This is a genomic window from Rhizobium sp. SU303, from assembly GCF_021052345.1.
Classification (GTDB): domain Bacteria; phylum Pseudomonadota; class Alphaproteobacteria; order Rhizobiales; family Rhizobiaceae; genus Rhizobium; species Rhizobium laguerreae.
In genome coordinates this window covers 2,414,697-2,426,984 of record NZ_CP088095.1, presented here as the reverse complement: position 1 = coordinate 2,426,984, position 12,288 = coordinate 2,414,697, and the positions used below count along the sequence as shown (strand labels likewise).

The window sequence follows — 12,288 nt, the reverse complement described above, 5'->3', positions numbered from 1 at the left end:
AGACAGATGGCACCGCTCGGCGCGCGCGGCTAGAATCAACCATCAGGTTCGCGGCTTGCCGCCGCGCCGGTTTGCTGAAATAGATGCGCCGTCAGGTGCCCGCCGGTAAGGCGGGAGAATCGGGAATCCGGTGCAAAACCGGAACGTGCCCAACGCTGTAAGGCCGATGTTTGCCGCTTCATCATGCCACTGGCTTCTTGCCGGGAAGGCTACGGCAGACGGATGACGCCCAGTCAGAAGACCGGCCTGGCAAGATAGACCGATCCGCGCGGACGGCGGGGCGGTTGCGTTGTTGGGGATTTGACGATGCGACCCTTTGATGAGGATGCCCTTTCGGCGGCGTCCGGTTTTTCCTTGGCCGAACGCGAGGCCGTCTATCACGCGATCATGACGCGGCGCGACGTTCGCAGTCAGTTTCGACCCGATCCTTTGCCTGACGATGTTGTGCAGCGGCTGCTGACGGCCGCCCATCATGCACCCTCCGTCGGCTTCATGCAGCCCTGGAATTTCATTCTGGTGAAAAGTGCCGCTGTGCGGGCGCGCGTCCGGGATGCCTTCGCGAGCGCCAACGACGAGGCGGCGCTGATGTTTGCCGGCGAGCGGCAGCAGGCCTACCGCGCCCTCAAGCTCGAAGGCATCGTCGAGGCGCCGCTCGGCATATGCGTGACCTGCGATCCCACGCGCAGCGGCAGCGTAGTGCTGGGGCGCACCCACAATCCCAGGATGGATAGCTATTCCACAGTCTGCGCCATCCAGAATCTCTGGCTTGCGGCGCGGGCGGAAGGGGTCGGCATTGGCTGGGTCAGCATTTTTCGTGAAGGCGACCTGAAAACCATTCTCGGCATACCCGAGCATATCGAAGTGGTCGCCTGGCTCTGTGCCGGCTTCGTCGACCGGCTCTATGACGAGCCGGAACTCTCCGTCAAAGGCTGGCGGCAGCGGCTACCGCTCGAGGAGCTGGTCTTCCACGATGGATGGGGACTGAACACCTAGGCACGGTGGTCGAGCGTGGCCTCAATCGCACAGTCACGCCATTGACAGGCAAGGTGAGCAAACCGATGTCGGTATCGCCGACGCCGGGCGAGGCCGAGATATCTTTATTCCGTTATGCCGAACGCGGCATAACGGAATTTATCCCGAGCCCGAGACTATGCCGAGCCAGTTCCCCAAAGCTCGAGATTTCCGATAGTTCCCGATTGCAAGCTCGGCATATTCCACCGATCGCCCCTCGGCCGGAATGCGCCCGCAGCGGACTAAGCGATTGCCGTCGGTGGACGAGGCTGTTGAGCTCACGTGCACATCGTCGATGAGTGACACCGAGCGGATTGAGATCGTCTTGGATGCTTGGATGAGGTATCATCGCAGCAGCTTTCCAGAATACTGTCGATGACTGCCTCGCGTCAGCGGAGGACGAAATGACAACGCCTCAGGTCGAACGTAGGACCACGGCCGTGTTGGTTGCCGATGTCGTTGGGTACTGCCGACTCGTTGAGACTAACGAGGAAAGGGCGCTCGCGGCAATTAAGGAGCTCTGGGGTGCTGTGTTCCGACCGTTAATAGCTGAGTACCGTGGGCGGATCGTAAAATTGATGGGTGACGGCCTCATCGCGGAGTTCGGATCTGTTGTCGGAGCAGTTGCCTGTGCGGCGGCAGTACAAGAAAAGCTCGCCGCTCAACAGCAACAGGTTGCAGTTGAACGCCGTATCGTGCTCCGGATCGGCATAAACCTCGGAGACGTCGTGATCGACGGTGATGATCTTCTTGGCGACGGGGTCAATGTCGCTGCGCGCCTGGAGCAACTATGTCCGCCAGGCACCGTGCTCATATCCGGCTCAGCTCACGAACAACTGTCGGGAAAACTCGATCTCCACTTCGAGTATGTGGGCGAGCAGCACCTAAAGAATATCGCACGGCCGGTGAGGACCTACTGCATGGACGTCGGCGGCTTGACGCCAATGCTCCCAGCCAGCTCACGATCCGACAAACCGGCGGTCGCTGTTCTGCCTTTTGACAATATGAGCGCAGATCCTGATCAGGCTTATTTCAGCGACGGCATTACTGAAGACGTCATCACCGAGCTTTCGAGATTCAGAGAGCTCACGGTGATTGCCCGCAATTCCTCATTCGCCTTTCGCGGACAGAGCATGGACCTGCGTCAAATCGGACGCATGCTGGGAGCGGAGTATGTCGTGGAAGGAAGCGTTCGGCGGCTAGGAGATCGGGTACGCGTCACGGCGCAGCTTATTGAGGCCACGAGCGGGACACATCTGTGGGCCGAGCGTTACGACCGAGCGATGGAGGACGTATTCGCCATTCAAGAGGAGATCTCGCAGAACATCGTTGCGACGGTCGCCCAGCGTGTCCGGGACGATAGAGAGGTCTCGGCGCGGCGACGCCAGCCTGAGGACATGCACGCATATGACCTCTTCCTCCAGGCCAACCGCCTCTCCGACGACTTTACGCCCGGAAGCCAGGAACGAGTTCTTTCCCTGTTCGAGCGTGCAGTCAAAATCGACCCTACTTTTGCGCGGGCTTACACAGGCCTCGCATATGCATATCTCAATCGTGCGATCGATAATGGCATCGGTGCACCGCGGGAAAAGGACGAAAACAGGATAAAGGCACTTCGTTTTGCCGAGCAAGCGCTTGTGCTGGATCCAAATGATCCGAAGGTGCATTGCACACTTGGATTCATGTGTCTGACCTGGCGGGATTTTGATCGAGCCGAACGTCACCTGGATCTAGCTCGAACCATGAACCCGAACGATCCGATAATCCAGATCATCTGGGCTTGGATGCAGGGGGCCTTGGGCAGACCGGAACGTGGGCTGGCTGCCGCTCAAATTGCCTTGAGGATCAACCCGCGTCACCCGAGTTGGTATAACTACTATCTCTCGCGCATCCTGTTCCAACTCGGACGTTACAGTGAGGCCGCTGTGCTTCTCGAGCAACGAACCTTCGATTCCCCGATAAGGCATCCGCGAGACATGGCTTGGCGGGCGGCGGCCTATGGTCATCTAGGCAGGATCGAAGAGGCGAACGAATGTGGGGACGTATTTGTCCAGGCAGTGCGCACGCTGTGGATTGGTGACCCCGCCGCAGGGCCAGCGGAATACGTCGACTGGCTTGTTGATGTGTCATATCTGCGCGAGCCGAGGGATGTGGAGCGCCTGCGCGCTGGTCTACGTCTTGCCGGGTTGCCGGCCTGAAGCAGTGCGGGCTGCCGAACACCTAGAGAGATCTGAACATGGAACTGACGCCAGGCTGCATAACTATGCCGAGCTCGCCATTCCTGAACTATCGGAAATCTCGAGCTTTGGGGAACTGGCTCGGCATAATCGCGGGCTCGGGATAAATTCCTGGCCTTCATATCGATACGCTGAAGGCGAATCCCGGAATTTCCAATAGATATTCGGTTATCGGCGGCTCAATCGGAGGATAACGGCCCAATGAACATGATCGACTTGAAGGAACGCATCATCGTGATCACAGGCGGTGCGCGCGGCATCGGCTACGCTATCGCAGAGCGCGTCATCCAGTCTGGTGGCAAGGTGGCCATCTGGGACCTGAACGAAAACATGGCGAAGGACAGCGCTTCCGTTCTCGGATCTGGCACAGTTGCTTTCGGCGTCAACGTCGCAGATTCCCAATCAGTGAGGAACGCGGTGGCGGCGACCGAAGAGATTTTTGGCCGTATCGACGGGCTTGTCAATTCCGCCGGGATTACCGGCCCGGTAAAGCCCACGATCGAATACGATGTCAGCGAGTGGAAAGACGTCGTCGATGTCTGCCTCACGGGAACCTTCAATTGTTGCCGGCACGTCGTTCCGGTCATGTTACAGCGCGACTACGGGCGGATCGTGAACATCTCCTCGGTTGCGGGCAAGGAAGGAAATCCGAACATCGCTGCCTATAGCGCAGCGAAAGCCGGTGTGCTGGGCTTCACAAAGTCTCTTGGCAAGGAACTCGCAAAGACAGGAATCGCCGTGAACGCGGTAACGCCGACCACAGCAAAGACACCTATATTGGACGGGCTGACACCGGAATTTATCGAATATATGCGCGTCCGCATTCCGCGCGACCGTTTTGTTGAACTTCATGAGATCGCTTCGATGGTCGTCTGGCTGCTCTCCGAAGAGAACTCCTTCACGACCGCATCGACGTTCGACCTGAGCGGCGGTCGTACGACCTACTGACTATGCTCAAGCGACCCGCATTGACATCCCGCCGCAAGTTCACCTGACGTCGGCTTCATCTCAAGCACCCCGGCACAACGCCGCGATAGCTTCGTCACCGTCGTTTGAGCTGCTCGGTCACCGCTGCTGTTGCGGCTGAGGGCCGGGCGCTGCCGGATTGGCGAGGTCGATCGAACCCTGGTCGCCAGCGAGGAATTGCGGGCCGACCTGACGGACCTTGTTCTGTGTCGGATCGTAGGGTCGCTCGGGCGATGGTTGCGGTGCGATCTGCGCTGTAGGATCCTTTACCGGCGGATTGGTGTGGATGGTGGTGATCGAGCCCTGCTGCGGCGGTTCGCTCAACGCCTGCTTGCCGCGCATCTCCTCGTAATAGGCGGTGAGATTGCAGGCGCAGGAGGACTTTTCTCCGGGCGTGCGGTTTTTGTAGGCGAAGGCGTTCTTCATGGCGCTGTAGGGCGTGCCCGTTGCGACCGAGATCATGTTCGAGGTTTCGGTGCTCGTCACATCACGATAGAACAATTCTGTCTCGATACCCGGGCACATCTTGGCGCAGGTCTGGGCGTCGCGGCCGAAATCCACCGAGGTGGCGTTCGAGCTGATCGGGAAGAAGCCGCCGTCACAGCTGCGCACGCACATGGTGCTGACGGGTGACAGCATGTCGGCCCGCGGCAGGCCGTAACGCGGATCAACCTCTTCACCGCCGCCGAGTGGGATGAAGGTATCGGTGCGCATCGCCTGTTCCTCGACACTCGGGGCGGGGTCGGCGGCGCTGCGATCGCTCGGCGCGTAGAAATTCTCGCTGTTGCAGCCGTTGTGGTCGAGAGCGGCGATCAGTTCGCGACGCGCGCCGTCAGCGGCGCCGTTCTGGCCGGCCAGTTCGCTGCGGCGGTCCTGGAGATAGCGAATATTGTCGATCATCCTGGCTTCGGCCTGCGTGAGCTCGGCGCAGTAATCGGCATTCTCGCCGCCGATCACGACCATGCTGCCCGACGTGCAGCCATTGCTGCGCAGCTCGTTGCGAACTTTGCGCAGCTCGAGGTTCTGTTCGGCCATGGCGCTCGCATATTGGCGCGCCTCCGGGCCGTTGCCATTGCCGATCGATCGCGGCAGGTCGGCAAGGCGGCCGCGCAGGTCCTCACAGACGGCGCTGCTTTGCGCGGCGGCCGGCGCCGCAAGGGCAAGGAGAAGGGCAAGAGACAGGTTTCGGCGTTTCACGGCGTCGTCCCGGAATGAGCAAAGAATCGATCGGTCGATTGCGGCCTCGATCGCCGCGGGTTTCTCTTAGGGTATTTCTCTTAATAAGCTGGGATAAATTCCTAGCGTATTTTCGCGATTTTATCCAGCAGACCGCCAAAGACCTGGTGTTCGATTATGAAGAAGCTGCCGATGGTAATCAACGAGGCCAAGTGCCCACTCCAATCTCCTGGGTCGCTTGGGGAACGTACTCATATCCGGACGTCGAAAATGACAGGAATTGCCAACGAACTCAGCTCCCCCGCAACGACAGCCGGGTTGCCAGGAACCCAACACGGCTTCCACGTCTTCGTGGACGGCTGTTATGAACCCGGTTCTGGGCACGGAGGTTGGGCATTCGTCGTTTATCGCGATGCCGCGGAAATTGCGTCCGGCTTCGGTGGCGCCGAAGATTCCGCCAATAATTCGATGGAAGTGATGGCCGTGCTCAAGGCTGTAGTCTGGATCAACAGCGAGGCAAGCGGCGAGCCCGCGACCATCTGGTCGGATTCCGTCTACGCCATCAAAGGCTGCAACAACTGGCGACAAATCTGGAAGAACAACGGCTGGAAGAAAAGCAGCGCGAATGGGAATGCGCGAAGGCGAACGATCGCCAATGCGGAACTCTGGAAAGCGGTCGATCTTCAACTGTCGCACAATCCACTGATGACCATTGCCTGGTGCAAAGGCCATTCCGGCATTGCCGGCAACGAACGCGCGGATGCGCTCGCGGATAAAGGGCGGCTGACGATACGGAGTGCCTGAGACGGCATCAGGACATGTGTCGGGACGACTTCAGGGTCTTTACGCTGTGTTGCTGTCAACCGGCTCAAGCCGGTTGCGATGCCTCGACGACGGCGAGTGCCGCCATATTGACGACGCCGCGGGAGGTGACAGAGGGGGCGAGGATATGGGCGGGCAGGGCGGTGCCGAGCAGGATCGGGCCGACGTGCAGGCCGTCGGTCATCGACTTGACCACACCGAGGGTGATGTTGGCGGCATCGAGGTTCGGGAAGACCAGGAGGTTCGCCTCATCGTGCAGCGTCGTGTCCGGCATGACGCGCTTGCGCAGTGCTTCGGTGATGGCGCTTTCGCCGTGCATCTCGCCGTCGACCTCAAGGTCGGGCGCGGCTTCGCGCACAAGCTGCAGGGCGTTGCGCATCTTCGTCGCGCTTTCGGACTCACGCGAGCCGAAATTGGAATGCGAGACCAGGGCGGCGCGCGGCGTGAGGCCGAAACGGCGGATTTCCTCGGCCGCCAAAACCGTCGCCTCGGCGACCTCCTCGGCGGTCGGATTGAAGGTGACGTAGGTGTCGGTGAAGAAGGTGGCGCCGCGCTGCGAAATCATCAGGCTGAGGGCCGAGAAATCGCGGACATTCTTGCGCTTGCCGATGATTTGGCGGACGTCGCGCAGGTGCTTCTCGTAGCGGCCTTCGAGGCCGCAGATCAGCGCATCGGCTTCGCCGCGCCTCAGCGCCAGCGCACCGATGACGGTGGTGTTGGTGCGCACGATCGTGCGGGCCGCTTCCGGGATGACGCCGCGGCGGCCGACGAGGGAGAAATAAAGATCGACATATTCGCGGAAGCGCGGATCGTCTTCCGGGTTGATGACTTCGAAATCCTGCAGCGGGCGGATGCGCAGGCCGTAGCGCTTCAGGCGCGTCTCGATGACTTGCGGGCGGCCGATCAGGATCGGTTCGGCAAGGCCTTCTTCGAGCAGCACCTGGGCAGCGCGCAGCACGCGTTCGTCCTCGCCTTCGGAAAAGATGACGCGCTTGCGCTCGGCGGCCTTGGCGGCGGTAAAGATCGGCTTCATGACGAAGCCGGAGCGGAAGACGAAGCGGTTCAGTTGGTCGAGATAGGCGTCGAAATCCTGGATCGGGCGGCGTGCCACCCCGCTCTGTTCGGCGGCTTTGGCGACTGCAGGTGCGATGCGCAGGATCAGGCGCGGATCGAAGGGCGAGGGGATCAGGTAATCGGGGCCGAAGACCGGGGTCTCGCCGGAATAGGCGCGGGCGGCGACATCCGACGGCTCTTCGCGGGCAAGGGCTGCGATGGCGCGCACGGCCGCCATCTTCATTTCCTCATTGATCGTCTCGGCGCCGCAATCGAGCGCGCCGCGGAAGATATAGGGGAAGCAGAGGACGTTGTTGACCTGGTTGGCGAAATCCGACCGGCCAGTGCAGATCATCGCATCTGGGCGAGCAGCGCGGGCGAGATCGGGCATGATCTCCGGCGTCGGATTGGCGAGCGCCATGATCAGCGGCTTGTCGGCCATCTGCGCCAGCAGCTCTGGTTTCAGCACGCCGGCGGCCGAAAGGCCGAGGAAGACGTCGGCGCCGCCGATATTTTCGGCGAGCGTGCGCGTATCGCTCTTCTGGGCGTAGATGGATTTCCATTCGTCCATCAGCTCGACCCGGCCCTCATAGACGAGGCCTTCGAGATCGTGGACCCAGATGTTTTTGCGTTTTGCCCCGAGAATGACCAGCAGGTTGAGGCAGGCAAGAGCGGCAGCACCGGCGCCGGAGGCGACGATCTTGATGTCGGCGATGTTCTTGCCGGCGAGTTCCAGCCCGTTCAGGATCGCGGCGGCGACGATGATTGCCGTGCCGTGCTGATCGTCGTGGAAGACGGGGATCTTCATCTTTTCGCGCAGGCGACGCTCGACCTCGAAACATTCCGGCGCCTTGATGTCTTCAAGGTTGATGCCGCCGAAGGTCGGCTCCAGCGAGGCGATGGTCGAGACCATCTGGTCGACGGCTGCAGCGTCGATCTCGATATCGAAGACATCGATGCCGGCGAACTTCTTGAAGAGCACGGCCTTGCCCTCCATGACCGGCTTGGAGGCGAGCGGGCCGATATTGCCGAGGCCGAGCACGGCGGTGCCGTTGGAGATGACGGCGACGAGATTGGCGCGCGAGGTATATTCGGCCGCCATTTCGGGGTTGTCGCGGATGGCAAGGCAAGGGGCGGCAACACCGGGCGAATAGGCGAGCGCCAGGTCGCGCTGGTTGCCGAGCGGCTTGGTCGCCTGGATCTCCAGCTTACCGGGGCGGGGATAGCGGTGGAAGAAAAGCGCCTGTTCGTCGAGATCGCCGCTCGTCAGGTTCTTTTCCGTCTTCGATTTTTCCGGGTGATCCATCGCCGCCTCCGTGCACGTCTTTTGAGCTCCCTCCATACATCAATCGGATACGGGCGACAGTATGGAAATGAGGGATGGGAGAAGATTTCGTGAGGTGGGCAGAGGGGTGTATCCACGTCGTGACCATTCGGCCTTCAAGCAGCCGCCGCAGCTAATCCTTTTGGGGAAACTTGTTTGACGACCTCAACAGGAGCAGGATGCCGGCCGCGACGGTGCGGGGCGCCGGTCGCATGGAGGAAATCATGGACAATTTGAACCTCACGACCCTGCAAAAGGGGCAGACGATGGTCAATGACGTGGCCATCGATGCTTTTGCCGCCGGATTTCGCGGCAGTCTCCTGACCAGCAAAGACATGGATTACAACGAGGCGCGGACGATCTGGAATGCGATGATCGACCGCAGCCCCGGGCTCATCGCGCGTTGCGCGGGTGCCGCCGATGTCGTGCGGGCGGTGCGGTTTGCACGCGACAACAATCTGCTTCTTTCGGTGCGCGGCGGTGGGCACGGCATCGCCGGCAATGCCGTCTGCGAGGGCGGCGTCGTCATCGACCTGTCGGCGATGAAATCGGTGCGGGTCGATCCGCAAACGCGGCGTGCCAGGATCGAGCCGGGCGCCACGCTTGCCGATGTCGACCAGGAAACGCTGGCCTTCGGGCTGGTGCTGCCGACCGGCATCAATTCCACCACCGGCATCGCCGGGCTGACGCTCGGTGGCGGCTTCGGCTGGCTGACCCGCAAATTCGGGCTGACGCTGGATAATCTGCTTTCGGTCGACGTGGTGACGGCCGATGGCGAGCAGGTCAAGGCGAGCGAAAAGGAAATGCCGGACCTCTTCTGGGCGCTGCGCGGCGGCGGCGGCAATTTCGGCGTCGTGACCTTGTTTGAGTTCAAGCTCAACCCTCTCAACACAGAGGTGCTCGCTGGGCTCGTCGTGCACCCCTTCGCCGATGCGGAAATGGTGCTGAAGGAGTACCGACAGGCGCTGGAAGCGGCCCCAGACGAACTGACCTGCTGGGTGGTGATGCGCCAGGCGCCGCCGCTGCCGTTCCTTCCCACTGAATGGCACGGCAAGGAGATCGTCGTGCTCGCCATGTGTTATTGCGGAGACATCGCGGCGGGCGAAAAGGCGGCGGCCAGATTGCGCGCGATCGGAAATCCGATTGCCGACGTTGTCGGCCCGGTGCCGTTCACCGGCTGGCAGCAGGCATTCGATCCGCTGTTGACACCGGGCGCGCGCAATTACTGGAAGAGCCAGGATTTTGCCTCTCTCTCAGATGTCGCGATCGAGGTTCTGCTCAAGGCCGTGCGCAAGCTGCCTGGCCCGGAATGCGAGATCTTCATCGGCCATGTCGGCGGTGCGGCTGGCCGCGTGGCCACCGAAGCCACCGCATTTCCGCAACGCAGCTCGCATTTCGTCATGAATGTGCATGCGCGCTGGCGGGAAGCCGGGATGGATGGAAGCTGTATAGGCTGGGCGCGGGATCTGTTCGAGGCAACCAAGCCGCATTCGGTCGGCACGGCCTACATCAACTTCATGCCCGAAGACGAAGGCGATCGCGTCGAGACCGCCTATGGCGCCAACTACGCTCGCCTTGCCGAGATCAAGCGGCGCTACGATCCGAACAATCTGTTCCGGATGAACCAGAATGTTAAACCGATGGCGGCAGTGCGAGCTGCCTAGCCCCGACGATCCCGCGCTCGGGTGATATAGCCGGGCGCGGGATGAGGCGCCAATCACTTGTCACCCCTCGGTGAGTTCGATCAATTCGCGCAGCAGAACCGCGTCGTCGGACGCGGCATGGCCGTCAGGCCGTAAAACATGGGCAAGCCATGCGCCGTCCGCCGCCAGGCGAACGATCTCGAGTCGCATTCCGCCATCGGTTTCGGCGTGTTTGATGAGCCGGTCATTCATCCATTTATGCCAGAGAGACTTGGAGTAGGGATCGGCAAGCACGGTCATCGTCTGCGCCGACCACGGGCTGTTGTTGAGGGCGCGGTCGGCAAACAGGGTGCGGACATAGGCGCGGGTGAATGTGCCGTGGCCGCCCTTATCCATTTCCAGTTCTCCATCGATCTCACGGTCGAGGTTTTCCATCATGCCGTCGAACACGGCCTCTATAAGCACCTGCTTATTGGGGAAGTGGTGAAACAGACCTCCCTTGGTCACGCCGGCGGCACTCGCGACCGCCTGCAGGCTGACGGCGGCCAAGCCATGCTCGAGCGCCAACCTGGTGGCGCAATCGAGAAGAGCCTGCCGCACGACATCCGGCTGTTTCTTTCTGTTGCGGGGGCTATCTACCAATGCATGACCTGTGTTCGAGATAAGCTTCGCGCCGAGGCGGCGCGAGAGGATCAGTATCACTCCCGGGATCGCCGGGCCATGGGAGTTCCGATCATGATAATGCTATCATACCTACCGGTAGGTATCTTGCAATGCAAAAAAAGATCGACTATCTGTCGGCTGAGGAGGCCCGCCGAACGTCATTTCGGCGGCTGTGCTTTTTGGGACCCCAGCGGGACCAGCAGGAAGGCTAATGAACATGCTTTTTCGAACGAAATCATTGCGTTATACGCTTGTCCTGGCGCTGATATTCGGTGCATGCCTGCCGGCTTACGCTCAGGAGGGCGGCGCGATGCCGCCTGCCGCCGTCAGCGTCCTGACGCTCAACGCGCGTCCGGTTCCCGTTATCAGCGAGCTGCCGGGCCGCATCGCCGCGACGCGCGTTTCGGAGGTGCGGGCCAGAGTTTCCGGCATCCTGCAGGAACGGATCTTCGAGCAGGGCAGCCTCGTTCATCAGGGCGACGTGCTTTACCGGATCGATCCGGCGCTTTTCCGGGTCCGTGTGGCGAGTGCCGAGGCAAGCCTCGAGCGCGCCAGGGCGACGCAGCTGAATGCCCGCCAGCAGCTGGAGCGCCAGAAGTCATTGCGCGATCGCGATGTTGCAAGCGGTATCGAATATGATGCGGCCGCCGTCGCCCTTGCTCAGGCCGATGCCGATGTTGCACTGGCGCAGGCAGCACTCGACGAGGCGAAGATCAATCTCGGCTATACCGAAGTCCGCGCACCGATATCAGGTATCATCGGCGGCGCGCTGGTGACGGAAGGCGCGCTGGTGACGGCCGACGCCGGCGATGCGCTGGCGATGATCCAGCAGATCGACCCCGTTTATGCCGACTTCACACAATCCTCCGGAGACCTGCTGGCGCTGAAGCGGGCGGTCGAAAACGGCAGCCTCACATCGACCGAACCAGGCAAGGCCGACATCAAGCTCGTCTTCGATGACGGCACGGTCTATGGCGAAGCCGGTAAGCTGCTCTTCAGCAGCGCAAGCGTCGATGCGACGACGGGCCAGGTCACCCTCCGCGGTGAATTCCCCAATCCGAAGGGCGACCTGCTGCCCGGTCTTTACGTCCGCGTCCGTATCGAACAAGCCGTCCGGGAGAAGGCGATCCTTATCCCGCAGCGCGCCGTCATCCGCACGGCCGACGGCAAGGCGCAGGTCTACGTCGTCCAGGAGGGAGACGTAGCACAGCCGCGTGACGTGGAGCTCGGACAATCCTTCGGCAATGAATGGGTGGTCGAAAGCGGCCTGTCATCAGGTGAGCGTCTCGTTGTCGACGGCAGCCAGAAACTGCAGCCGGGCGCAAAGGTCGCGCCGGAAGAGTGGCGCGATGGTCAGCTCGCGTCCGGTGACGCCAAGAAGCCGGAGTAAGGT

At 61.3% G+C, this 12,288-nt stretch carries 9 protein-coding genes and 1 riboswitch; of the genes, 6 read left to right on the top strand and 3 right to left on the bottom strand.

Annotated features, from left to right (window positions below; translation table 11 throughout):
* The first annotated feature begins 76 nt into the window (after window positions 1–76).
* A riboswitch (cobalamin riboswitch) is annotated at window positions 77–264 on the top strand.
* A 42-nt stretch (window positions 265–306) separates the two neighbouring features.
* From bluB to RlegSU303_RS12130, 3 genes are all read left to right on the top strand, one after another.
* Window positions 307–993, top strand: coding sequence for a 5,6-dimethylbenzimidazole synthase (bluB, locus tag RlegSU303_RS12140; protein WP_017960698.1), 687 nt, complete (start codon window positions 307–309; stop codon window positions 991–993).
* A 422-nt stretch (window positions 994–1,415) separates the two neighbouring features.
* On the top strand, window positions 1,416–3,209 hold the full coding sequence (locus RlegSU303_RS12135) for an adenylate/guanylate cyclase domain-containing protein (RefSeq protein ID WP_131718571.1): 1,794 nt from the start codon (window positions 1,416–1,418) through the stop codon (window positions 3,207–3,209).
* A 240-nt stretch (window positions 3,210–3,449) separates the two neighbouring features.
* Complete coding sequence (locus RlegSU303_RS12130; protein WP_131718570.1) at window positions 3,450–4,196, top strand: SDR family NAD(P)-dependent oxidoreductase; 747 nt, start codon at window positions 3,450–3,452, stop codon at window positions 4,194–4,196.
* Window positions 4,197–4,313: 117 nt separating this feature from the next.
* Here the strand turns inward: RlegSU303_RS12130 and RlegSU303_RS12125 are convergent, their stop codons facing one another.
* The gene (locus RlegSU303_RS12125) at window positions 4,314–5,411 is read right to left on the bottom strand and encodes a DUF2865 domain-containing protein (RefSeq protein WP_094085819.1); all 1,098 of its coding nucleotides are present in this window, start codon (window positions 5,409–5,411) and stop codon (window positions 4,314–4,316) included.
* A 249-nt stretch (window positions 5,412–5,660) separates the two neighbouring features.
* Between RlegSU303_RS12125 and RlegSU303_RS12120 the strand changes: the two genes are divergently transcribed.
* A complete protein-coding gene (locus RlegSU303_RS12120; protein WP_094085820.1) occupies window positions 5,661–6,194 on the top strand; it encodes a ribonuclease H family protein in 534 nt (177 codons plus the stop codon).
* Between the two features lie 64 nt (window positions 6,195–6,258).
* Here the strand turns inward: RlegSU303_RS12120 and RlegSU303_RS12115 are convergent, their stop codons facing one another.
* The gene (locus tag RlegSU303_RS12115; RefSeq protein ID WP_094085821.1) at window positions 6,259–8,571 is read right to left on the bottom strand and encodes an NADP-dependent malic enzyme; all 2,313 of its coding nucleotides are present in this window, start codon (window positions 8,569–8,571) and stop codon (window positions 6,259–6,261) included.
* Between the two features lie 242 nt (window positions 8,572–8,813).
* On the opposite strand from RlegSU303_RS12115, the gene RlegSU303_RS12110 reads away from it, so the two are divergent.
* Complete coding sequence (locus RlegSU303_RS12110) at window positions 8,814–10,253, top strand: FAD-binding oxidoreductase (protein WP_131718569.1); 1,440 nt, start codon at window positions 8,814–8,816, stop codon at window positions 10,251–10,253.
* A 60-nt stretch (window positions 10,254–10,313) separates the two neighbouring features.
* On the opposite strand, the gene RlegSU303_RS12105 is transcribed toward RlegSU303_RS12110, so the two are convergent.
* Window positions 10,314–10,874, bottom strand: a complete 561-nt coding sequence (locus tag RlegSU303_RS12105) for a TetR/AcrR family transcriptional regulator (protein ID WP_131718614.1) — start codon at window positions 10,872–10,874, stop codon at window positions 10,314–10,316.
* A 232-nt stretch (window positions 10,875–11,106) separates the two neighbouring features.
* On the opposite strand from RlegSU303_RS12105, the gene RlegSU303_RS12100 reads away from it, so the two are divergent.
* The gene (locus tag RlegSU303_RS12100; protein WP_205928042.1) at window positions 11,107–12,285 is read left to right on the top strand and encodes an efflux RND transporter periplasmic adaptor subunit; all 1,179 of its coding nucleotides are present in this window, start codon (window positions 11,107–11,109) and stop codon (window positions 12,283–12,285) included.
* The last annotated feature ends 3 nt before the right edge of the window (window positions 12,286–12,288 follow it).

Coding starts and splice junctions, on each gene's coding strand:
- bluB (WP_017960698.1), top strand. CDS start 307: ATGCGACCCTTTGATGAGGATGCCCTTTCGGCGGCGTCCGGTTTTTCC.
- RlegSU303_RS12135 (WP_131718571.1), top strand. CDS start 1,416: ATGACAACGCCTCAGGTCGAACGTAGGACCACGGCCGTGTTGGTTGCC.
- RlegSU303_RS12130 (WP_131718570.1), top strand. CDS start 3,450: ATGAACATGATCGACTTGAAGGAACGCATCATCGTGATCACAGGCGGT.
- RlegSU303_RS12120 (WP_094085820.1), top strand. CDS start 5,661: ATGACAGGAATTGCCAACGAACTCAGCTCCCCCGCAACGACAGCCGGG.
- RlegSU303_RS12115 (WP_094085821.1), bottom strand. CDS start 8,571: ATGGATCACCCGGAAAAATCGAAGACGGAAAAGAACCTGACGAGCGGC.
- RlegSU303_RS12110 (WP_131718569.1), top strand. CDS start 8,814: ATGGACAATTTGAACCTCACGACCCTGCAAAAGGGGCAGACGATGGTC.
- RlegSU303_RS12100 (WP_205928042.1), top strand. CDS start 11,107: ATGAACATGCTTTTTCGAACGAAATCATTGCGTTATACGCTTGTCCTG.